General features: G+C 51.7%; 21 protein-coding genes and 1 riboswitch. Of the genes, 19 read left to right on the plus strand and 2 right to left on the minus strand.

Going from position 1 to position 23570, the window contains the following annotated elements:
* Position 1 precedes the first annotated feature (1 nt).
* The 7 genes from AB4124_RS28025 (at position 2) to AB4124_RS28055 (ending at position 6298) form a co-directional block, all read left to right on the plus strand.
* Complete coding sequence (locus AB4124_RS28025) at positions 2 to 685, plus strand: sigma-70 family RNA polymerase sigma factor (protein WP_441974879.1); 684 nt, start codon at positions 2 to 4, stop codon at positions 683 to 685.
* A 448-nt stretch (positions 686 to 1133) separates the two neighbouring features.
* Positions 1134 to 2300 (plus strand): bis-aminopropyl spermidine synthase family protein, encoded by a 1167-nt coding sequence (locus AB4124_RS28030; RefSeq protein WP_441974880.1) that lies wholly within the window; start codon positions 1134 to 1136, stop codon positions 2298 to 2300.
* Between the two features lie 62 nt (positions 2301 to 2362).
* Positions 2363 to 4498, plus strand: coding sequence for a DNA topoisomerase III (locus AB4124_RS28035; protein ID WP_441974881.1), 2136 nt, complete (start codon positions 2363 to 2365; stop codon positions 4496 to 4498).
* Between the two features lie 137 nt (positions 4499 to 4635).
* Positions 4636 to 4773, plus strand: coding sequence for a hypothetical protein (locus AB4124_RS28040; protein ID WP_430108546.1), 138 nt, complete (start codon positions 4636 to 4638; stop codon positions 4771 to 4773).
* 233 nt (positions 4774 to 5006) lie between these two features.
* The gene (locus tag AB4124_RS28045; RefSeq protein WP_076325616.1) at positions 5007 to 5270 is read left to right on the plus strand and encodes a DUF1294 domain-containing protein; all 264 of its coding nucleotides are present in this window, start codon (positions 5007 to 5009) and stop codon (positions 5268 to 5270) included.
* A 120-nt stretch (positions 5271 to 5390) separates the two neighbouring features.
* A complete protein-coding gene (locus AB4124_RS28050) occupies positions 5391 to 5825 on the plus strand; it encodes a universal stress protein (RefSeq protein ID WP_076325615.1) in 435 nt (144 codons plus the stop codon).
* Between the two features lie 194 nt (positions 5826 to 6019).
* Complete coding sequence (locus AB4124_RS28055) at positions 6020 to 6298, plus strand: hypothetical protein (RefSeq protein ID WP_339270468.1); 279 nt, start codon at positions 6020 to 6022, stop codon at positions 6296 to 6298.
* Positions 6299 to 6331: 33 nt separating this feature from the next.
* Here the strand turns inward: AB4124_RS28055 and AB4124_RS28060 are convergent, their stop codons facing one another.
* The gene (locus tag AB4124_RS28060; protein WP_441974882.1) at positions 6332 to 6943 is read right to left on the minus strand and encodes a histidine phosphatase family protein; all 612 of its coding nucleotides are present in this window, start codon (positions 6941 to 6943) and stop codon (positions 6332 to 6334) included.
* Positions 6944 to 7528: 585 nt separating this feature from the next.
* Positions 7529 to 7630: riboswitch (purine riboswitch) on the plus strand.
* A gap of 196 nt (positions 7631 to 7826) precedes the next feature.
* Here AB4124_RS28060 and purE point away from each other — a divergent pair.
* The 12 genes from purE (at position 7827) to purD (ending at position 21835) form a co-directional block, all read left to right on the plus strand.
* Positions 7827 to 8312, plus strand: a complete 486-nt coding sequence (gene purE, locus AB4124_RS28065; protein ID WP_430135964.1) for a 5-(carboxyamino)imidazole ribonucleotide mutase — start codon at positions 7827 to 7829, stop codon at positions 8310 to 8312.
* Positions 8309 to 9496: a 5-(carboxyamino)imidazole ribonucleotide synthase gene (gene purK / locus AB4124_RS28070; RefSeq protein WP_441974883.1), complete on the plus strand. Its 1188-nt coding sequence runs from the start codon at positions 8309 to 8311 to the stop codon at positions 9494 to 9496. Before purE ends, purK begins: the two co-directional genes overlap by 4 nt.
* A 3-nt stretch (positions 9497 to 9499) precedes the next feature.
* A complete protein-coding gene (gene purB / locus AB4124_RS28075) occupies positions 9500 to 10795 on the plus strand; it encodes an adenylosuccinate lyase (RefSeq protein WP_076325611.1) in 1296 nt (431 codons plus the stop codon).
* A 225-nt stretch (positions 10796 to 11020) separates the two neighbouring features.
* A complete protein-coding gene (locus AB4124_RS28080) occupies positions 11021 to 11911 on the plus strand; it encodes a phosphoribosylaminoimidazolesuccinocarboxamide synthase (RefSeq protein WP_441974884.1) in 891 nt (296 codons plus the stop codon).
* Positions 11912 to 11961: 50 nt separating this feature from the next.
* On the plus strand, positions 11962 to 12207 hold the full coding sequence (purS, locus tag AB4124_RS28085) for a phosphoribosylformylglycinamidine synthase subunit PurS (protein WP_006208285.1): 246 nt from the start codon (positions 11962 to 11964) through the stop codon (positions 12205 to 12207).
* A gap of 4 nt (positions 12208 to 12211) precedes the next feature.
* Positions 12212 to 12901, plus strand: coding sequence for a phosphoribosylformylglycinamidine synthase subunit PurQ (gene purQ, locus AB4124_RS28090; protein WP_441974885.1), 690 nt, complete (start codon positions 12212 to 12214; stop codon positions 12899 to 12901).
* Positions 12879 to 15122 carry a phosphoribosylformylglycinamidine synthase subunit PurL gene (purL, locus tag AB4124_RS28095; RefSeq protein WP_441974886.1) on the plus strand — a complete coding sequence of 748 codons (2244 nt, stop codon included), beginning with the start codon at positions 12879 to 12881 and terminating at the stop codon, positions 15120 to 15122. The genes purQ and purL overlap by 23 nt, the downstream gene beginning before the upstream one ends.
* Positions 15107 to 16585: an amidophosphoribosyltransferase gene (purF, locus tag AB4124_RS28100; protein WP_076325607.1), complete on the plus strand. Its 1479-nt coding sequence runs from the start codon at positions 15107 to 15109 to the stop codon at positions 16583 to 16585. The genes purL and purF overlap by 16 nt, the downstream gene beginning before the upstream one ends.
* Before the next feature lie 410 nt (positions 16586 to 16995).
* A complete protein-coding gene (gene purM, locus AB4124_RS28105) occupies positions 16996 to 18036 on the plus strand; it encodes a phosphoribosylformylglycinamidine cyclo-ligase (protein ID WP_076325606.1) in 1041 nt (346 codons plus the stop codon).
* Positions 18036 to 18647 carry a phosphoribosylglycinamide formyltransferase gene (gene purN / locus AB4124_RS28110; RefSeq protein WP_339270486.1) on the plus strand — a complete coding sequence of 204 codons (612 nt, stop codon included), beginning with the start codon at positions 18036 to 18038 and terminating at the stop codon, positions 18645 to 18647. Before purM ends, purN begins: the two co-directional genes overlap by 1 nt.
* A 152-nt stretch (positions 18648 to 18799) precedes the next feature.
* Positions 18800 to 20347 (plus strand): bifunctional phosphoribosylaminoimidazolecarboxamide formyltransferase/IMP cyclohydrolase, encoded by a 1548-nt coding sequence (gene purH / locus AB4124_RS28115; protein ID WP_441974887.1) that lies wholly within the window; start codon positions 18800 to 18802, stop codon positions 20345 to 20347.
* Between the two features lie 219 nt (positions 20348 to 20566).
* Positions 20567 to 21835, plus strand: coding sequence for a phosphoribosylamine--glycine ligase (gene purD / locus AB4124_RS28120; protein ID WP_441974888.1), 1269 nt, complete (start codon positions 20567 to 20569; stop codon positions 21833 to 21835).
* Positions 21836 to 22066: 231 nt separating this feature from the next.
* On the opposite strand, the gene AB4124_RS28125 is transcribed toward purD, so the two are convergent.
* Positions 22067 to 23434, minus strand: a complete 1368-nt coding sequence (locus tag AB4124_RS28125; protein ID WP_441974889.1) for a lanthionine synthetase C family protein — start codon at positions 23432 to 23434, stop codon at positions 22067 to 22069.
* Between the last annotated feature and the right edge of the window lie 136 nt (positions 23435 to 23570).

Below are 23570 nucleotides of genomic sequence, written 5' to 3' on the forward strand. Positions count from 1 at the left end.
TGTGAATAAGAAATCAAATATAGAGCACGATGTTCAGCTTGCCAAGCATGGGGATCGGGAAGCCTTTAGCAGGCTGATCCACGCTTGCGAGCGTAATTTGTACGGCTTAGCCCGTTTGTACCTGAAGCGGGAAGAGGATTGTGCGGATGCTGTACAGGAAGCGATTTATAAATCCTTCGCAGCTATGCCTACCTTAAAGGAGCCTGCTTATTTCAAAACATGGTTGTCCCGTATTCTCATTCATGAATGCCTGCAACTGCTGCGTTCCCAGCAGCGGCTGCGCACGGTTGAACTTGCCAATGGCGGTGCCGATTCACTGCCGTATGAAGCGATCGAACTCAACGAAGCCGTGACTCACCTGGATGATGATTTACGCAAGGTCATTCAGCTTCACTATTACCGGGATATGCCGGTTAGCCGTATCGCCAAGATCGTAGGAATACCGCAAGGAACGGTAAAATCCCGGTTGTACCGAGCCCGCGCCATTTTGGCGGAAAGATTGGATCCCTCCACGGAAAGGAGCGTGAGCCATGACCCGATAGTAGGTAAGGAGTCGAGTCGGGATGACTTTGCTCCTATCCTACAGCCTGGTAGTGTTGTACTTCTGCCAGCCAAATCGATCTGGACGGCTAGGCTTGCCGGGGATTACGATATCATTCACAGATCATGGGGTGCGGCGGTTTAACGGAAAAGGATCTTCCGGCGGAAGATTTTTATCGAAAACATGGTTTTGAAGTGAAGAAGGATATTATTTTTATGGCCAACAGATTTTAGTCGGCGGAATTTATATTGAAAAAATAGGGAGCTGTCTTGATGTCGGTGTGTGTTCTTAACTAACCAAATTTTATAGGACTCTGGCTTGTGCATTTCGAAAAAACCCACTTTATGTGAGTTTTATTTGTCATGCGCGATGGTTCTGAGTCCACCTGGTTAAGAACACAACAGCCATCCCTTATATATTGACTGTACAGCCGTGCTCTGGGCACGGCTTCCCGCTTGGGGGACAGAAGATGGACGATGGTTCATGGACTTCTGTCCCTTTTTTTTCATTTCTGCAGCACGTATGGGGGTCACGTGTGTTCTTTTCCAGGGGTAATAACAATCTCATATTCAGGAAAAGAGCGTGATTTCACATGATCCATTATATAGAAGAAGTGAAAACCAAGGTTCGTCTGCAGGAAGGCGTCCAGGTGATCGAACAGCTGCTGGTAGCGAGTTATATGCGGCCCGGTATATCAACCAAAGAGCTGGCACGTCATACGTATCTGCCGGTTCCGGTTGTTTCGGCGATCAAGAAGGAGCTTATCAAGGCAGGGGCTCTCATTCAAGACCGGGGGGTGCGCTGCACCGATTCCGGGAAGTCCTATATTGAACATGAGCTGGGGTATGGAGGCATCGATATAGATCTGTATCAGAAGCTTCTGGCCGGCGAAGTCGATTGGCAGGAGGAGCTTTCTGATGTACTAGCGAGGCTCACGGAAATTCTGGAGATGCGTCCGCAAGTCGATGTACAGATTGACCAATCCCAATGCACGGTAGAGACGAGTCTGCGGAGGGCGATTCTGTGTCTGAGGGAGCACTGTCTGATCGGGAAGAACATTCTGTGTGTTGGCGATGACGACCTGGTGAGCATCTCGCTTGGTCTGCTGCTTAAACGGCTGTTCCCGAACGCGAAGGACCAAAGAGCCGCCATTACGGTTATGGATATCGATGAGCGATTCCTGCGATTTATCCAGGGCGCGGCTGCAAAAGAAGGCTTATCGGTTACATGCAGGCAAATCGATCTCAGGCAGCCTTTGCCTGAGGGCTTGAACGGGCAATATGATTGCTTCTTCACGGATCCGCCATACACGCTACAAGGGCTGACTCTGTTCTTATCCAGAGGCATTAGCGCGTTGAAACGCCAGAAGGGATGCCCCATCTTTCTCTCCTTCGCCCATAAATCTCCCGATTTTACATGGTCCATGCAGCGTGAATTCGTCCGTATGGGTTTATCGGTAAAGCAGGCCCTGCTTCATTTCAATCAATATATTGGAGCGCAGATGATCGGTAATAGCGGTCAGATGATCGTGTTAACAACGACGGAATTTACGGCGCCGCGTGTTACAGATTCTTTCGAGGATGAGCTCTACACAGGCGAGGTTAGGCGAACCGTTCGAACCTACAGATGCACCCAATGTCAGGGTGAGCTGCAGGTGGGCGTGCAGGGTGATTTTTCCACGATCGAGGATTTGAAGAAGCAGGGCTGTCCGGTATGCGTCAATCATACGTTCACATGGCTGGCTAAGAAAACGATCTGACTTATCTTTGTCGAAACAATCGAGGGGAGGTTATAATAGGGGAATAGAGGAAGGGGAGGGCTATGAAAGTATTAGTATTGGCTGAGAAGCCGTCCGTTGCGAAGGAAATTGCGAGAGTAATGGGCAGCCGCGAGAAGCAGAAGAATTATTTTGAAGGACCAAAATATATTGTGACCTGGGCGCTTGGACATTTGGTAGGACTTGCCGAACCCGAGGACTATGATAAGAAGTACCAGACCTGGGTTCTGGAGGATTTGCCCATCCTGCCGGATAACACAAGGCTTAAGGTGCTGAAGGAAACAAGTCACCAGTTCAAGACGGTCCAGCATCTGATGAAGCGCCCGGATGTCGGCGAGATGATTATTGCCACTGATGCTGCCCGTGAAGGAGAACTGCTTGCGCGCTGGATCCTCAAAATGGCGAAGTGGAACAAGCCGTTCAAACGGCTGTGGATTTCTTCCCAGACGGATAAGGCGATCAAGGAAGGTTTTGCATCACTCAAGCCGGGGCAGCAGTTCGACAGGCTGTATGAGTCCGCACGCTGCCGGGCGGAAGCGGATTGGATGGTTGGGCTGAATGTGACGCGTGCGCTGACGACCAAATTCAATGCACAGCTGTCGGCAGGCCGGGTTCAGACGCCAACGCTCGGAATGATCATGGACCGGGAGAAGGAGATTGTGAATTTCCGCTCTCAGGAATATGAGACGCTGCAGGCGGATCTGGGGAGCTTTGAGGTATCGTGGCGTCCGGCCGGCGGAGACGGCCGTCTATTCGAGAAGGATAAGGCGGCCAAGCTGAAGCAGAAGCTGGAGGGCAGCACCGGAAAAATCGTCAGCGTGAAAAAGAGTGAAAAAACCGAACCGCATCCGCTGGCATACGATTTGACCGAACTGCAGCGGGATGCCAACCGCCGATTCGGGTTCTCGGCCAAGCAGACCTCGAATGTGCTGCAGCGCCTGTATGAGCAGCATAAGCTGGTCACCTATCCGCGTACGGACAGCCGTTACCTGACATCCGATATGGTCGGAACGTTGAAGGAAAGGCTGTCCAGCATTGCCATCGGGCCTTATGCGTCCATTGCTCGTCCGTTGCTGCGTAAGAACTTATCGCCAGGCAAACGGGTCGTGGATGACAGCAAGGTTACGGATCACCATGCCATCATTCCAACCGAACAAACCGTGCTGCTGAATCAGTTATCTGTCGATGAACGCAAGCTGTACGATCTTATCGTACGCCGGTTCATCAGCTTGTTCTATCCTCCTGCCCGTTACGATAACGTATCGGTTACGGTTCAGATTGAGGGGGAGCAGCTTTACGCGAAAGGGACTACGATCAAGGATAGCGGCTGGCGTGAGGTATACGGCGGCGATTATGATGATGACGCTGACGACGAGCAGGATGATGCTCCGGGTCAGTCTTCAGGCAAGCTCCTGCCGGAGCTGCGAGAAGGAGAGTCGGTGAAGGTGGTCCGCGCCGTGCTGAAACCGGGACGTACCCAGCCGCCGAAACGTTATAACGAAGCGGCGCTGCTCTCCCAGATGGAGAAGCACGGACTTGGAACCCCCGCGACCCGGGCTGATATCATCGAGAAGTTGGTTAGCTCGGATACGATCGAACGGCAGGGGCAATCCCTCCATCCGACAGGCAAAGGTAAGCAGTTGATTGAGCTTGTCGCTCCAGAGCTAAGAACACCGGAGCTCACGGCGCGCTGGGAGGCCGAGCTCGAACGGATTGCGAAAGGGCAAGGCAAGCCGGAACCATTCTTGCGCGGAATACGGGACATGACCAAGAAGCTGGTCACGGATGTGAAGGGAAGCGAAGCGGAGTATAAACCGCATAATGTCTCGAACAGCCACTGTCCCGATTGCGGGACAAGACTGCTGGAGAAGAAGACCAAGCGGGGCAAGCTGCTAGTCTGCCCGAGTGACGACTGTGGATATAAGCGTTCAGGCGAGAAGCGTCTGTCCAACCGCCGCTGCCCGCAGTGCCACAAGAAGATGGAGATGAAAGAAGGCAAGGCGGGGCTGTTCGTGCAGTGCCTGGGCTGCGGCATTACAGAAACGCTGAAGAAGGACGCCAAGCATGTGAACAAACGCGAGGAGCGGAAGCTCGTGCAGCAATACAGCAAGCCGGAGTCGATTGGTTCGAACCTGGGCGACCTGTTAAAGGCGGCCCTTGAGCAGAAGGGGAAGGAATAATCTGCAATGGTGAGTCTGCCGAGGGGGCTGCTCAGTGCCACGATGGGCATCTCCCAAGGCTTGAAATGCGTTTTTCTTGCCGGTGTTAGCATAACCTCGGGTGCAATGGCTCATTCTACGGACAGGGGGTGATTTGCATGCCGAATCATAAAGCAAGAAAAACCGAAAACCAGCAGAACAAATCAAGCATTCTTGAGGAGAGTAAGACCCTCAAACCGAAAAAGGCTGCAGACAATGTTCCGAGCCTGAACGAAATATCCAAGAATGAATCATAAGTTTTCGTAGTGGTTGAGTATGGTCTGGTTGTCATTATGCCGGACACGGTCCGCTCCGATTTATGACGTCGGCCGTGTCCTAATAATGGCATTCATAGATGGCTTGGCCATGGCTAAGATTGTTTAGCCGGCATTGTCTTCATTAGCCTGCAGTTCTATAATAACAGTAGAACGCAAAGCAAATGGCTGATTGGGCAAGATCGATCAGTTGGAATGGGGGTGCGTGAACCAACGTGAGACCTGCACTGATCGTTTGGTTTATTTTTATCAATGCGGTAGCCTATCTGGTCATGTCCGAGGATAAGCGGCGTGCCCGAATGGGACGGGATCGGGTTCCGGAGCGAACACTATTTCTGCTGGCTGCCATCGGAGGGGCCTTGGGTGTATGGATTGCCATGTACCGCAAACGTCATAAAACGAGGCATTTATCTTTTAAACTGGGCGTGCCGCTGTTGTTAGTCGTGAATGTTGCGCTGTACACGTACTTCTGGGGATAAGTCGGATTCATCTGAATTACATAGGAACATCACAGCAAGTCAGCAAGCTCGTTTCATATCGGTATGAAGTTGTTTAATAATAAGTAGTAGGTCTTTTAACTATAGAAAGAGGTGGCCTGTATGCTTTTTACTAAAATTCTTCTAGCTTACGACGGCTCCAAAGCAGCGAATAAAGCGCTCGGACGTGCGGTTGAACTTGCTAAGGTAACACCGGGAGCTACGCTGGATGTCATTCATGCTTACGATTTTCCGCGTTTCTTCGTTGGGGAAGGGCTTGCCCCGATTCCAGCTTCACTTAATAAAGATGTCTACGATCTTGCCGTGCAGACGACAGAGGAAATCCGCGAGCGGATTGAGAACTCAGGCGTCACCGGTCAAGTGGAGATGATCCAGGGTCCTCCGGCTGAAGTTATTCTGGAGTACGCGAATCAGAACGGCAGTGATCTTATTGTCATCGGCAGCCGCGGTCTTGGCGGAATTCGCGAGTTTGTACTCGGCAGTGTCAGCCATAACGTAGTGCAGCATGCAAAGATCCCGGTACTGGTAGTAAAATAATGTTGTTGGGGACGCTGAGGCGTCCCTTTTCTCTGAGAAAGTATGTCGATGACGTTTTTCTTGGGTTCAAACGTTCTTGCGGTTTTGCATCCGCAGGTACCGTTTCATTCTTATTGTACTCGATAGGGTCCGCGTCTTCGCTCTACCAGCGGTCCGTTAGGAAGATAGGTGCTTTTTTATCAAGGGAGGTTCATATGGAAATTATTCTACTTATAGTCTTGGTTGTTTTGGTCTGTTTTATGGTTTCCAGTCGAATGTCGGCAATGGAGAAGCGAATGAAACTGCAGCAGAACACGTTAAAACAAATTGCAAACCAATTAGGCATACCCGAGCCGCCGGTACATGAGGAAGCCAAAAGGCTGCTGGAGGAAGGGCAGGAGATTAAAGCGATTAAAATCGTACGAGAAGAATTAGGTTTGTCTTTGGTGGAAGCCAAACAATATGTAGATGCCATGAAGCATGGTGAGCAGTAGAACGGGCGTGAGATGAAACGCAGTTTTTTTCAGTTATAGATGAGGTGTTGCATTCTCCAGGGTAAGCTCCCAACGTCCGTCGCGGTATTCGATCTTGTGCAGCCCGGTGTTCGCCGCGGCAAAGAACGGATTCTTATTGGTCCATGCCATATCCTTGATTAGATGATAAATGATATTGATAACTCCACCGTGAGTGACAACCAATACGTTCTCATGATTATTCGCCGATACCTGATCTTGGCATAGTCTGGTGAAGGTTTCCTTAATCCGCACAAAATTCTCCTGGGGGCTCTCACCGCCAGGGTATTTTTCGTCCATCCGTAAACTGGAGAAATACAAACCTGGATACCTCTCCTCTGCTATAGGGTTGGGCATTCCGGCGAGCAGACCATTATTCATCTCCCGCCAATCCTCGAAAGCTTGAAAGGGAATGCCAAGCTTATCGGCAATGATGGCCGCAGTCTGATAAGCCCTCTGCAGATCGCTACACACGATCCGGTGGATATTATAAACATGCTTGTGTTCATTCAAGTATTGCCCCAGCTTCTCCGCTTGCCCGATCCCTTCGTTTATGAGCCCGCGCTGGCTCCACCCTCCGCGGTACCCTTCTTCATCTTGACCATGCCTAACGAGATAAATAGCCATCGGTTCCTCCTAAGAAATAAATTCTGTTTGGGCATTTAAAAATAATGTCGGATTAGATGTTTTGTCGTATTTCATATTCATGTCGGATGATAAGATTTCGACACTCGCCCCCATCTTCCTTGCAAGTAGCTACAATTAAAGAGCAGAATACGGTCTTATTTAATTCTGCGATAACACTTTTCCCTTACCCTCTATGCAGCAGCAAAAAATTTTTTATTGAAGAAACTCCAGCGGAGCGGACGAATCGTGGATGGAGAAGCGCCAGCGTTCGCCTTTAAACACGGGAAACATCCCTATTTAGTTCAATCCAGTTTCCCGTGTTTAACAGCGATCGGAATCACGATGCGTCAGCGCAGCGGCTGCCAATGCTCCACATGTACTGCTCACGGCTTTTCCAGTCCGACATTGCCCACGCCTTTTATTTAGCCCGCAATCTCCAAGAAGTTTTTGCTCCTGCATTGCTTACTCCCTAGATACGAACATTATATTTTCTATAAATCCGATTGTTCGTGTTTAGGTTGACATGAGGTGTCAGAAATTGATAAACTGAGGATGTTGAGGTTCAAAATAACTTATGAAGCGTGATTGATGAAATTTAATATTTCTCGTATAAAGCCGGGGATATGGCCCGGAAGTCTCTACCCGGAAACCGTAAATTTTCGGACTACGAGGGAATACAAACGGTGCGGCTACGACGGGGCTTGATTTCGTGTTTGCCTCTTAGGCGAGCGGATGCGCAAGATTCTTCTGCTTGACGCAGGCAGCAGCGTTCGTAATCCTTGTATGTCCGAGACCTGCACAGACTTTGTGTTTACGGGATCGGACTTTTTTTTCAGCAGTTAACCATGATATTGTCGAATTTCGAAGAAAGCGGGGGTAACTCATGACAGCACAAGTAGGAGTCATTATGGGAAGCCAATCAGATTGGGATACGATGTCCCATGCATGTCAGGTGCTAGAAGAGCTTGAAATTCCTTATGAGAAAAAAGTCGTATCCGCTCACCGGACGCCGGACTTGATGTTCCGGTATGCCGAGGAAGCGGAAGGCCGGGGGCTTCGCGTCATAATCGCCGGAGCCGGCGGAGCCGCTCACTTGCCCGGGATGGTCGCTTCGAAGACGGTATTGCCGGTCATTGGCGTTCCGGTGAAATCGAAAGCGCTGAAGGGGCTGGATTCATTGCTGTCGATCGTGCAGATGCCAGGGGGCATTCCGGTAGCGACTGTAGCGATCGGCAAAGCGGGAGCCACGAACGCCGGATTGCTCGCAGCCCAGATTTTAGGCACTTCGGATGCAGGGATTCGCGAAAGAGTGCAAGCGCGCCGAGACCGCATCCGTGATGAAGTGCTGGAAAGCAGCGATAACCTATGATGGGGAACGGAGCACAGCAGACGCGAGTATCCGGCAAAAAGCTACTGCCTGGTTCCGTCATTGGCGTACTTGGTGGGGGACAGCTCGGACGGATGATCGCGCTAGACGGGATCCGGATGGGATATTCGTTCGTCACCCTCGATCCGACGCCGAACTCCCCGCTGGGGCAAATGGCCGAGCAGGTTACGGCCCGTTATGACGATGTGGAGGCTGCCCGGAAGCTTGCCGTCAAAGCGGACGTCATTACGTACGAATTCGAAAATGTCGATGCGGGCGTGGCCCAGCTTCTGGAGGAGCAGTCTTATGTTCCGCAAGGAAGCAAGCTGTTGTACACCACGCAGCACCGGCTGCGCGAGAAGGCCGCGATTGAAGCGGCCGGCGTACCGGTTGCACCGTATCGTGAAATAACAAGCTTGGAAGATTTACGATCCGCCGCCTCTGAACTTGGACTTCCCTGCGTGCTTAAGACCGCCATGGGAGGTTATGATGGTAAAGGGCAAGCGGTTCTCCGCAGCGAAGATGAGCTGGAATCATCCTACAGGGAGCTGACTGCCAGCGGGACTGAGCTCGTGTTGGAGAAGTTTGTGAAGTTTGCGTGCGAGATCTCTGTGATCGCGGCGCGCACCCCCAGCGGCATCGTGAAGAGCTTCCCTCCGGCAGAGAACGTGCATGTCAACAATATCTTGCACTTGTCGATCGTGCCTGCTCGCGTGACGAGTGAAGTAAAGCGTAAAGCATGCCAGCTCGCTGAACGCGTGGCAGAAGGAATGGGGGCTGTTGGCCTGCTGGCTGTCGAGATGTTTGTGACCGAGGATGGGGAACTGTACGTGAATGAGCTTGCACCTCGTCCGCATAACTCGGGTCACTATACGATGGAGGCATGCTCAACCTCCCAATTCGAGCAGCATGTGAGAGCGATCTGCGATTTGCCGCTCGGGGACACAACGCTGCTGAGCCCGGTCGTCATGGTGAACCTCCTGGGGCAGCATCTGGAGGAAGCGGTACGGCGTTTTGGAGAGCACGACGCGCTTGCAGAGTCTCTCGGCGTTGTGCCTAAGCTTCATCTATACGGCAAGAGCGAGTCGAAGTTTAACCGCAAGATGGGACATATCAATCTCTTGTGCGGGGATGTCGATGCAGCGCTTGAATGGGTAGAGAAAACTAATATTTGGAGGCAGGATTAAACGATGATTGAACGTTACAGCAGACCGGAAATGCGGGCGATTTGGACCGAGGAGAACAAATTCAGAGCATGGCTCGAAGTAGAATTGTGCGCATGCGAGGCATGGGCCGATCTTGGTGTCATTCCGAAGGAAGATACCGTTAAGCTTCGCCAGAATGCGACCTTTAATATGGACCGGATTTATGAAATCGAGCAGGAAACCCGCCATGATGTCATCGCTTTTACCCGCGCGGTATCAGAAAGCCTTGGCGAGGAGCGCAAATGGGTCCACTACGGATTGACTTCGACGGATGTGGTGGATACCGCGATGGGATATCTGCTCAAACAAGCCAACGATATTTTGGAGCAGGACATCCTGCGTTTTATCGGTATTTTGAAAGAGAAGGCACTGGCCTACAAGCATACCCCGATGATGGGCAGAACGCATGGCGTGCACGCAGAGCCGACAACCTTCGGTTTGAAAATGGCGCTGTGGCATGAGGAGATGATCCGCAACCTGGAGCGTTTCCGCCATGCGGCTGACGGCGTGCAGTACGGCAAAATTTCCGGCGCAGTTGGAACGTATGCCAACATCGATCCTTCGGTTGAAGAATTCGTCTGCCGCAAGCTCGGTACGAAGCCGGCGCCGATCTCGACCCAGACGCTGCAGCGTGACCGTCATGCGGAATACATGGCAACACTTGCGCTGATCGGTACTTCGCTTGAGAAGTTCGCTACTGAAGTACGCGCGCTCCAGAAGAGTGAGGTTCGCGAGGTCGAAGAGGCATTCGCCAAAGGACAAAAAGGCTCCTCCGCGATGCCGCATAAACGGAATCCGATCGGTTCGGAGAACATCTCGGGTCTGGCGCGCGTCATTCGCGGCCACATGGTTTCCGCTTACGAGAACGTGTCGCTCTGGCATGAGCGGGATATTTCCCACTCCTCGGTAGAGCGTATCATCCTGCCGGACGCTACGATGCTGCTGAACTACATGCTGAACCGCTTCGGCAACATCGTGAAGAACCTGACGGTCTTCCCGGAGAACATGAAGCGCAACATGGCTCGCACATACGGCGTTCCTTTCTCCGGTCGGATCATGACGAAGCTGATCGACAAGGGCTTCAGCCGCGAGCAAGCTTACGACACCGTTCAACCTCGAGCCATGCAGGCATGGGAAGAGCAGCGTCAATTCCGCGAAATCGTGGAATCCACGACTGAGATCACCGAGGTGCTCAGCGCCGAAGAGATCGAAGATGCCTTCAATCCAAGCTGGCATCTGAAGCATGTGGATACCATTTTTGCCAAGCTGGGGTTGGAGTAGGGTTAAAAACGGATTAATCCGCATTCATAAAAGATCTAGAGAAGATCATTTTCTGCAACGGAGAAGGCGGAATTGTTTTGTAGAAGCGCCAGCGGTCTCCTTTGTCCCCGGATTTCAACCATATAATCGTATGTAATAGAAATCTGGGGACAACAGAGATCGGAAAAATAATCCGCATTCGTAGTGATGATATGCAGACAAACTCTAGTCCAAGGGGAGGAACACATGACATTACCGGCATTATCGACCGCCACTCATCTGGTCAACGTACCGCTGCTGTATAAGGGCAAGGTTCGTGAATTGTACGACCTGGGCGAGCATGTACTCATTGTAGTAACCGACCGTATTTCCGCTTTTGACTATGTGCTGGAGCCTCCTGTACCGGCCAAAGGAACCGTGTTGAACAAACTGAGCGCCTTCTGGTTTGAACAAACGGAACAGCTCATCAGCAACCATGTCGTGCACACGGACGTGAACCTCCTGGGGGATGCAGTCAAGGACAAGGATCTGCTGGATGGACGAATCATGGTGTGCCGCAGGGCCGAGCGTATCGATATCGAATGCGTGGTGCGCGGATACATCACCGGCGGAGGCTGGAGGCAGTATCAATCCTCGGGAGAGGTCAACGGCATTAAACTGCCGGAGGGCCTGCGTAAGAATGAGGCTTTTCCGGAGCCGATCTTCACGCCTGCGGCCAAGAACGATGTCGGTCATGACGAGGACATCCCGCTATCCCGCATGAAGGAGCTTGTCGGCGAAGAGCTAGCATTGCAGCTGCAGGACAAAAGCCTGATGCTGTACAAGTTTGCCCGCGATTACTGCCGCAAGCACGGCATTATTTTGGCCGATTGCAAGTTTGAGTTCGGTTTGATCGACGGAGAGATCATTCTGATCGATGAGATCTTCACGCCGGATTCCTCCCGTTTCTGGGATGAGAAGAATTATGCGCTCGACATTGAGATTGACAGTATGGATAAGGAGCCTGTACGCACGTATCTCGCTTCGTCCGATTGGGATAAGAACAGTGAGCCGGATCCCCTGCCGCAGGCCGTGGTGGAGGAGACGACGCGCCGCTACACCGACATTTACAGCCGAATCACGGGCGCAAGTCTGTAAAGCTTTTATAAACCATTTCATTCATATATACCGAGGAGGAACAGGATACAATGTTGAAAGCAAAGGTCTACGTCACGATTAAGCAGAGCGTATTGGACCCTCAAGGGGTAGCGGTGCAAGGTGCACTTCATTCGATTGGGTACAAGGAAGTGGAGAGTCTGCGGATCGGTAAATATATGGAACTTGAGCTGGGTACGGACAACCGTGAGGAAGCCGAACAGCGAGTGAAAGAAATGTGTGAAAAGCTTCTGGCTAATACGGTGGTTGAGAACTACCGTTATGAATTGGAGGGCTAAACCAATGAGATTTGCAGTGCTGGTCTTTCCTGGCTCCAATTGTGATATTGACTGTTATAAGGCGATAGAGGAGGCAATCTCGCAGCCGGTGGATTATGTGTGGCATACGGCTACGGATCTTTCCCCATACGATTGCATTTTGGTACCCGGCGGATTCTCCTATGGAGATTATCTCCGGTGTGGTGCGATTTCCCGATTCGCCCCGGTTATGAGCGAAGTGGCGAAGGCGGCAGAAGAGGGCAAGTATATTCTTGGCATCTGCAACGGATTTCAGATTTTGACGGAAGCCGGACTCCTTCCGGGAGCACTGCGCCGTAATGATTCAATGAAATTTCGCTGCCATGACACGGTGCTCAAAGTGAACAATAATACAACGCCGTTTACGCGCGATTACGCGGAGGGGCAAGAGATTGTCATTCCCATTGCGCATGGCGAGGGCAACTATTACTGTGATGAAGAAACACTTCAAAAGCTCCGGGACAACCGGCAAATCGTATTTACGTATCAAAACAATCCGAACGGCTCGATTGAGGATATCGCAGGCATCTGCAACGAGCGCGGCAATGTGATCGGCATGATGCCGCATCCGGAGCGCGCGGTCAGCAGCTTGCTCGGCTCGGATGACGGTAAAGCAATGTTTACATCCATATTACAGGCATGGAGGGATACTCATGGCGCAGCAAACGTCCGTTAAGGAACCGACAGCAGAACAGATCGCAGAGCATCAGATTTACAAGCAAATGGGAGTTTCGGACAGCGAGTATGAGCTGATCTGTTCCTTCATGGGACGCAAGCCGAATTACACGGAAATCGGCGTATTCAGTGTTATGTGGTCCGAGCATTGCGCCTACAAAAATTCCAAGCCGCTGCTTCGTCGTTTCCCGACAAGCGGCCCGCGCGTCCTGATGGGACCGGGCGAGGGCGCTGGGATCGTCGATATCGGCGACAACCAGGCGGTTGTATTCAAAATCGAAAGTCATAACCATCCGTCCGCTGTAGAGCCTTATCAAGGTGCAGCCACGGGCGTTGGCGGCATTATCCGCGATATTTTCTCCATGGGGGCAAGACCGGTAGCGATTCTCAACTCGCTTCGGTTCGGCAAGCTGGAGAGCGATCGCGTTAAATATTTGTTTGAACACGTGGTATCCGGTATTGCCGGTTACGGCAACTGCATCGGGATCCCGACGGTAGGCGGCGAGGTTGTATTCGACGAAAGTTATGAAGGCAATCCGCTGGTCAATGCGATGTGCGTCGGCGTTATCGACCATGATAAGATTCAGCGCGGCGTTGCAAAAGGGGTAGGCAATCCGGTCTTCTATGTTGGCCCTCCAACTGGCCGCGATGGCATCCACGGGGCGACCTTCGCTTCCGTAGAGCTGACGGAGGAATCCGAAGCGAACCGTACGGCCGTTCAGGTTGGCGATCCCTTCATGGAGAAACTCGTGATGGAATCCTGCCTTGAGCTGATTGATTCCGGCATCGTGCTGGGCATTCAGGATATGGGCGCGGCTGGATTGACTTGCTCCAGTGCGGAAATGGCAAGTAAAGCAGGCAACGGTCTTGAGTTGTACCTGGACCAAGTGCCTCAGCGCGAAGAGGGCATGACGCCTTATGAAATGATGCTATCGGAATCCCAGGAACGGATGCTGTTCGTGGTTGAGCCGAAGCATGAAGCGCAAGCACGAGAAATCTTCGAACGCTGGGGCGTTATCTGCGCTAAAGTCGGCAAAGTGACGGACGATGGCCGCCTGAAGCTGATCCACCACGGTGAGGTGGTAGGCGACATGCCGGTTAAAGCGCTCGTAGACGAATGCCCGATCTATAACAAACCATCCCAGGAACCGGCTTATTACAAAGAGCAGGCTGCGGTGGATACGCTTCGTTATGAAGAAGTGAAGGATTTGGGCGGTGCCCTTAAGAAGGTGCTCGGTTCGCCAAGCCTTGCAAGCAAAGCATGGGTATACAACCAATACGATTATATGGTTCGCACCAGCACGGCCGTTCGTCCGGGTTCGGATGCTGCTGTCGTAACGGTGCATGGAACGCGCAAAGCCCTGGCGATGACAACGGACTGTAACGGACGTTACGTCTACCTCGACCCTGAGCTTGGCGGCAGAATCGCCGTTAGCGAAGCAGCGCGCAATATCGTGTGCTCCGGTGCCGAGCCGCTGGCGATTACGGATAACCTGAACTTCGGAAGCCCGGAGAAACCAGAAATTTTCTGGCAGATGGAAAAAGCCGTGGACGGCATGGCGGAAGCTTGTCGTGAGCTTGAAACGCCGGTCATCGGCGGTAATGTCAGCCTCTACAACGAGAATGCCAAAGGCGCGATTTATCCGACGCCGGTTGTCGGCATGGTCGGCCTGATCCATGATACGGATCATATTACAACACAAGGCTTCAAGGCGGGAGGCGATGCCATCTATGTGCTGGGTGATACCCGTGCGGAACTTGGCGGCAGCGAGTTCCAAGCGATCATTCACGGGGTGTCGGAAGGCAGACCGCCTGAACTGAACCTGGATACTGAGAAGAAATTGCTCGGCGGCGTACTGAAGGCCATCCAATCCGGTCTGGTACAATCCGCGCATGATGTGTCGGAGGGGGGACTTGCAGCCGCGCTGGCGGAGAGCTGTATCAGCGGCAACGTTGGGGCGAGCGTACAATGGTCAACCGATCTGCGTAACGACGTAGCGCTCTTTAGCGAGAGCCAATCCCGGATCGTGTTGTCGGTGTCCCCAGATCATAAGAATGCGCTGGAGAAGCTCCTGCAAGAAGCGGGTGTTCCATTTACCGCGCTTGGCGTAGTCGGCGGGAATAAGCTTAGTATTAACATTAACGGTGCTTCTGCGCTGGAAGAATCCGTGGAGGCTTTGAAATCCGTCTGGGAGGATGCCATTCCATGTCTCATGAACTGATACCCGAAGGACTGTGGACAGGGGATTACTACAATGAGGGAACAGGTCAGAGCGATATTTTCGATACATTAAAAGAAGAGTGCGGCGTATTCGGGGTGTTTGGGCATCCCGATGCCGCCTCCCTTTCCTATTACGGGCTTCACGCCCTCCAGCACCGCGGCGAGGAAAGCGCAGGAATCTGCGTGGCCGATGGCGAGAACTTCAATTATCATCGCGGTATGGGGCTGGTAAAAGAAGTGTTTGATAAAGACAAGCTGGAATCGCTGAAGGGCAGCATGTCGATCGGGCATGTTCGTTATTCAACCAGCGGGGACAGCGGGCTGACGAATGCGCAGCCGCTCGTCTTTAAATACCGCGAAGGCAATCTGGCGATCGCAACGAACGGCAACATCGTCAATGAGCCGAAGCTTCGGCGCGAGCTGGAGATGGAGGGTTCCATATTCCAGACGACCAGCGATACGGAGGTCATTGCGCATCTGATTGCACGGTCGCCGAAGGACTTTGTCGAGGCTGCCAAGGATGCCTTGCGGCGTCTGGTGGGCGGGTTTGCCTTTCTGCTCATGACCAATGACAAGCTGCTCGTCGCCTCGGATCCGAACGGACTCCGTCCGCTAACGATGGGTCGTCTGGGCGATGCGTATATCTTAACCTCCGAGACCTGTGCACTTGAAGTCATTGGGGCGGAAGCGATCCGCGATGTCGCTCCCGGGGAGCTGCTGATTCTCGATCGGAACGGGCTTCGGGAAGAGCGGTATACGGAAGCGGGACGCAAAGCGCTGTGTGCGATGGAATATATTTATTTCTCCCGTCCAGACAGCGATCTGAACGGCTCCAACCTGCATTCGGCCCGCAAACGGATGGGCAGCAAGATGGCCCTGGAATCGTTCGTGGATGCGGATGTGGTTACGGGCGTACCGGATTCCAGCATCTCGGCCGCTATCGGTTATGCCGAGCAAACGGGCATTCCTTATGAGCTGGGATTGATCAAGAATAAATACACGGGCCGGACGTTCATTCAACCGAGCCAGGAACTGCGCGAGCAGGGCGTGAAGATGAAGCTGAGCGCGGTACGGCGTGTGGTCGAAGGCAAACGGGTGGTCATGATTGATGACTCCATTGTACGGGGAACCACGTCCCGTCGGATCGTCAATCTGCTTCGCGAAGCGGGCGCGACCGAAGTGCATGTACGGATTACGTCGCCGCCGTTCAAGAATCCCTGCTTCTACGGCATCGATACGCCGGACCGCAGGGAGCTGATCGCCTCCGAGAAAAGCATCGAGGAAATCTGCCGGGAGATCAACGCGGATTCCTTATCGTTCCTGAGCCCGGAAGGACTCATATCCGCCATTGGCGGTTATGATGAGCACAGCCCTAAAGGCGGCTTGTGCATGGCCTGCTTTGACAATGATTACCCGACGCAGATTGATTTTAACGGGGAAGAGAAGATGGGCTGCAGCTGCTGATTCTGCAGTGGACAACCATTTTTTCTAGGTTTTATCCTTTAAGTGAATGTTCAAAAAGGTCGGTTTTCAGCACCGAGAAGGTTGGATGAAGCAGGGACGTCAGGAGCGGAGCGTACGTTTGGTACGTGAGCACCTGAAGGCCCGGTTGAATTCAAGATTCGATGCGGAGTGGCTTCCTGATTCACTTCGTGTTAGATATAGAATTTATTCGTTATCAGCAGAGCTGATGAAATTCTATATCGCAAGAAAACCTACCTTTGAATCGCGGTCGCTCATCCTTGATTGCCTCGATTGGTTTTCTTATCAAAAGAGAGCTTTTTGAACAACCTCTTTAAGCTGATTATTGATTAAGCCCATAAATGATATGTGAACGGATACTTTCGTCATAACGAAAAAGGAGTGTTGAGCGCGTGTCGGATACTTACAAACAAGCAGGCGTGGATATCGCTGCAGGCAACGAAGCGGTAGAGCGGATGAAAAAGCATGTCAAAACGACTTTCAGACCGGAAGTCATGACCGACCTCGGGGGTTTTGGCGCACTGTTCAAGCTGAATAAAGACCAATATGAAGAGCCGGTACTCGTCTCAGGCACGGATGGCGTCGGCACAAAGCTGAAGCTCGCATTCGCGATGGACCAACATGATACCATCGGCATTGATGCGGTAGCGATGTGCGTGAACGATATTGTGGTGCAAGGCGCAGAACCGCTCTTTTTTCTCGATTATTTAGCATGTGATAAGGTCATTCCGGCCAAAATCGAGTCCATTGTCAAAGGGATCGCTGACGGATGCAATCAAGCAGGCTGTTCCTTGATCGGCGGAGAGACGGCGGAAATGCCAGGCATGTACAGCGAAGGCGAGTATGACATCGCGGGCTTTACCGTAGGCATTGTCGACAAAAGCAAAATGATCAACGGGTCGAATATCGCGGCAGGCGACACGGTGATTGGTCTAGCATCCAGCGGTGTGCACAGCAATGGCTTCTCGCTTGTCCGCAAGCTGCTTCTGGAGGACGCCGGCTACTCCCTGCAGCAAGAGCTTCCGGAACTGGGCGGACGTCTTGGGGACGTGCTGCTCGCACCGACAAAAATTTATGTCAAGCCGCTGCTTGGACTGTTGAAAGAGATCGAAGTAAAGGGCATGGCGCATATTACGGGCGGCGGATTCATCGAGAATATTCCGCGCATGCTGCCGGATGGCGTCAATGTCGACATCGAATACGGCTCTTGGCCGATTCTGCCGATCTTTAAGCTGATGCAGGAAAAAGGCAACATTTCGAACAAGGATATGTTTACGACATTTAATATGGGAATCGGGATGGTGCTTGTCGTTAAGGAACAGGATGCAGACGGGGTGCTTCAATACCTCCGCTCCGCAGGCGAAGAGGCTTATGTGATCGGCCGCGTAACCGAAGGCGAGCGTCTCGTAACCTTCACGGGAGCTGAGGTGTAATGAGACCGTTTCGGATTGCGGTTTTCGCTTCCGGCAGAGGCAGCAACTTTCAGGCTTTGGCAGACGCGCAGCACAGGGGGGCTTTGGGCGGCGTAATCAGCATTCTGGTATGCGATAAGCCGCAGGCTCCCGTCGTGGAGCTGGCTCAAGCGGCGAATGTGGATGTATTCGCGTTTCAGCCGAAGGAATATGCCACGAAGGAAGATTACGAACGTGAAATTGCGGTAGAGCTTCAGCAGCGCGGTGTCGAATTAATTGTCCTTGCAGGATATATGCGGTTGTTGAGTCCGTCCTTTGTCGAGTTCTATAGCGGCCGGATTATTAACATTCATCCTTCGCTGCTGCCTGCTTTTCCTGGTAAAGACGCGATTGGCCAAGCGCTGGATTATGGCGTGAAGATGACCGGTGTCACGGTTCATTTCGTTGATGGCGGCATGGATACCGGACCGGTTATTGCTCAGAAAGCTGTAGAGATCAAGGAAGGCGATACGGCGGAATTGTTGGCACAGCGTATTCACGCGGTGGAGCAGAAGCTATACTCCGAAGTCGTTTCCTGGTTTGCCCAGGGGCGGATTTCGCTGAACGGGCGGAATGTGACGATTACCGAATAGGCTTTTGTAATAAAAGCGGACAAGGTCTTTCTGTTAATCGACATGTTCGATATTTCTCGGGAAATAATTTGCAATTATGGATCTTCGACAGCATATACGGAATCAAGACAGGTCTACTTAGTTGATTTTCATTCAAAATAGGGGGTATGAACGTGGGTATCAAAAGAGCTTTGGTCAGCGTTTCGGATAAAACCGGCATCGTGGAATTTTGCCGCGAGTTGTCTTCATTGGGTGTAGAGATCATTTCGACAGGGGGAACCAAGAACCTTCTCGCCAAGGAAGGAGTTCCTGTCATCGGCATTTCCGATGTGACCGGATTCCCGGAGATTCTGGACGGACGCGTCAAAACCCTTCATCCAGCCGTGCACAGCGGTCTGCTTGCCATTCGTGACAGCGAAGAGCATCAGCGTCAGATGCAGGAGCTTGGCCTCGATTATATCGATATGGTAGTGGTTAACCTGTACCCATTCCAGGAAACGATTGCGAAGCCGGATGTCGAGTATGAAGATGCAATCGAAAATATCGACATTGGCGGTCCAACGATGCTGCGTTCGGCTGCGAAAAACCATGCTTTTGTGAGCGTGGTTGTCGATGCGGCGGATTATGGCAGCGTAATTGAGGAAATCCGCGGCGGCGGCGACACTTCCTTGGAAACCCGTAAACGCCTTGCAGCCAAGGTGTTCCGTCATACGGCAGCCTACGATACGTTGATTTCCGACTATTTGTCGAATGTAACGGGCGATCCGCTTCCTGAGCGCTTTAGCGTGACCTACGAGAAGATTCAGGACCTTCGTTACGGCGAGAATCCACATCAAAAAGCGGCCTTTTACCGTAAACCGCTGGCACCTGCGGGTACCTTGACGACAGCGGAGCAGCTGCATGGCAAAGAGCTCTCCTACAACAATATCAATGATGCGAACGCAGCCCTGCAGATCGTGAAGGAGTTCGACGAGCCGACCGTGGTGGCCGTGAAGCATATGAACCCTTGCGGCGTTGGCATCGGGACGAATGTGCTGGAAGCTTATCAAAAGGCTTATAACGCCGACCCGACATCCATCTTCGGCGGCATCGTGGCAGCGAACCGGACGATTGATGCTCCGACGGCGGATCTGCTGAAGGATATCTTCCTTGAAATTATCCTGGCACCGGACTTCACGCCGGAGGCGCTGGAGATTCTGACGAAGAAGAAGAATATCCGTCTTCTGAAGATGGGCGAGTTCGGCTCGGCCAAGGAGCGCCAAAGCACGCTTGCCGTGACAACCATCGAAGGCGGCATGATTGTGCAGGAAAGCGATGTGCATTCCCTGGATGCCACAGACCTGCAAGTTGCAACAGATCGCAAACCAACGGAAGAGGAGCTAAAGCAGCTGCTCTTCGGTTGGAAGGTTGTAAAGCACGTGAAGTCCAATGCAATCGTATTGGCGGCAGACGACATGACCGTTGGCGTTGGCGCTGGCCAGATGAACCGTGTCGGCTCGGCGCGCATTGCGGTGGAACAGGCAGGAGAGAAAGCCAAGGGCGCCGTTCTTGCTTCCGATGCGTTCTTCCCGATGGGAGATACCGTAGAGCTTGCAGCGAAAGCCGGCATTACCGCCATCATTCAGCCGGGCGGCTCCATTAAGGATGAGGAATCCATCAAGGCTGCCAACGAATACGGGATCGCCATGGTCTTTACTGGCGTGAGACATTTTAAGCACTAATTCATAAGCATAAAATGGGAGCTTCGCTGCATCCGTCAGGCAGCAGCTGAAGGATCACCTTTCATCCAGCAACATATAGAGGCGACGCCGCTCTTTCGAGCGCGCCGCCTTTAAGTTTAAGGGGGACAAGAAGGTAAAGGCGACCTCACGCTTCGCCCTGTAAATCATTTATGTTATGAAATTTTATCGATAAATTGAAATGAATCGGGAGGCAAAACCATGGATATTTTAGTTATCGGAGGCGGCGGAAGAGAGCATGCCATCGTATGGGCACTGGCAAAGAGCCCGAAAGCGGATAAGATTTACTGTGCACCTGGCAATGCTGGCATTGGACAGCTGGCCGAGTGCGTGCCGATTGCGGTATCGGAGTTTGATAAGCTGGCAGCATTCGCAGTGGAGAAGCAAGTGGGACTCATTGTCGTCGGTCCGGATGATCCGCTGGCTGACGGTATCGTAGACGCGTTTGACGCTACAGGCATCCCAGTATTTGGTCCGCGTAAAAATGCAGCCGAAATCGAGGGCAGCAAAACCTTCATGAAGGATCTGCTCCATAAATACGGCATTCCGACGGCAGCTTACGCGAAGTTCGACAATTATGAGGAGGCGCTTGCTTACTTGCGCCAGCAAGGCGCGCCGATTGTCGTGAAAGCGGACGGGCTCGCAGCCGGCAAAGGCGTTACCGTTGCAAGGACGATCGAGGAAGCCGAGCAGGCGCTTAGCGACATTATGCAATCGAAGGTGTTTGGCGATGCCGGAAGCCGGGTGGTCATCGAGGAGTTCCTGGAAGGCCAGGAAATGTCGATTTTGGCATTTGTGGATGGTGAAACCGTGAAGCCGATGTCGGCGGCACAGGATCATAAACCGGCTTATGATGGAGATCTGGGGCCGAATACGGGAGGAATGGGAACGTATTCGCCATTGCCTCATATTCAGCCATCCATCATCGAAGAGGCGATTGAGACGATCATCAAGCCTACGGCAAAAGCGATGGTAGCCGAAGGGCGTCCGTTCCGGGGCGTTCTGTTCGCCGGATTGATGATCACGCCGGACGGCAAACCGAAGACCATCGAATTTAACGCCAGATTCGGCGACCCGGAAACGCAGGTTGTATTGCCGCGTCTGAAGACCGACCTGCTTGACGTTTTCCTTGCTGCCGTAAATGGTAATCTGGCTGACCTTGAGCTGGAGTGGAGTGACGAAGCGGCGGTATGTGTCATTCTGGCTTCTGGAGGCTATCCTGCATCGTATCCGAAAGGAATTGCGATCACTGGGCTGGAGAATGAGCAGGACGGGACGATTGTATTTCATGCGGGCACTTCTCGCGATGCTGATGGAACGTGGAGAACGAATGGAGGACGTGTCCTAGGCGTTGTCGGTTTAGGGGCTGATATCGCTTCAGCACGTGCGAAAGCGTATGAACGGGCAGAAGCGATTTCGTTTGAAGGCAAGCAAAACCGGACGGATATTGCGCTGAAGGCGCTTGTTTAGCTGTCTTTTATAGTTACTTAAAGCAGAATAATATAGCAGAATCAAGAAAGGAGTCTTCGAAGATGAAGACTCCTTTTTGCCGTTTTCGAAGAATTGGAGAAGACAATTCCCTATTTAATTAACGCGTTGTTCAGCTCCCGTTTACCTAATATTAACTTTGAACAGTTAGGATTATTTATAATATGGAAGATTAACGCTATTTATTCTATCAATTCCAAAATAAAGGAGGAATTATGAAAGCATAAGCATATAATCCCAATCGTTATGCTCTGCCTCTCCGACGCTGACGAGTGTAGCAGCAATTCCTGCAGCTCCTTCAAGAAGCCCGGCTTTTGTAAGCCATCGCATCGTATTTGCCGCTCCTGGTTCCGCATCCTTATAGCCAAGAGGAGTGCTGGAGTCGAATCGTTGAAGCAGCCTGGTCATAAGTTGATCGATTAATGGCTTGATTGCCGGATCTTTAGTGAAGTTCCGCATTCTCCAGCTCATAAGGAGAAGACCGGACAGACCATGACATAACGAAGGGGAATCCATACGATTCCTGTCGCATTCGTATGAAACCGCTTTTATAAAAGATTGGAGGGCGGTCTGGGCTACGGTTGGGTTGTTTAGGCTTATTGAGGCAATATATAAAGCACAGGCTACACCTGGTGTTCCATAGCACCAGGCTTCTCTTTGGCGAAGCAGTTTATTTTTAGTCATGAGCTCTTCGAAAGGAATGATATGCGGCCAATAGCATCCCAATTCGTCCTCTTCTTGTGAATCCAGTAACCATTCGGCTATATATTCGATTGCTCTGTATTGCCCTGGAACTTCAATTCCGCTGTTGTAAGCGGCGGATAATAAGGCAAGAGGCCCCGGGATCCCATGCGCCATCCCACAATTGAAGCTGCCTACCGGAAAATTGCTCTTATCACCGGCAGTGGAGTGGAATTTACTTGGCGTAAACCAGCCTGGAACCATCTTATCATTTATACATATGGGTTCCGTAAGATCGACAAGGAAGCGAAGGATTGGTTCTATTAACGGGGCGATAAGAGGATCAGTTACATTTTTCAACAAGTATCTTCCTACGCCGCTCGCACCTGATATTGTATCGAATAGCTCCACGGGTACTCCGTTCTTCTGACGCAGTATTTCCGTGCTTGCTTGCAGCCATTGCTCAACCATGGGTGACATCCAACGATGGATCTGATTCAGGAATTGATTATAAAATTCTCCCTGGTTCGAAGCAGCGTATACAGCAGATGCGATTCCTGCCCAACCGCTATATAGGGAAATATCCCCTGTTCCGTACCTGGCAAGGTATGACTGGACTTCAACCATATTTGAATGTATTGCATGGTTCCAATTTATAGATTCATCGATTCTACGCCATAGCGATAAAAGGTGAATATTGCCCGGGTAGCCGTGAGACAAAGAAATGTCCCCCCAGGGGAAGTGTTCGGTCTCCGTCATGACATTGTCTAACGTATGGACAGAATCAAACACGAATTTGGGATCACTCAAGCGAATTGCAATTTCTTTGCTGATCTCCAGTCCCTTTTCATATATGTATGTTGAACTTTGTTCTTTGACATATAACATATCCTTTTTCACGCGCGTATCCTCCTTTTTGTTGCCTATCTAAATTATCGTAGAAGGTTCAAGATTCTGTCCTTAAAATCTATTTAATTATTTATTAATAAATCGTGAAGGAGGGTTCATAAATAAAGTTATATTTAAGATAAATATA

This window comes from Paenibacillus sp. 2KB_20 (assembly GCF_052115765.1).
Classification (GTDB): Bacteria; Bacillota; Bacilli; order Paenibacillales; family Paenibacillaceae; genus Paenibacillus_AQ.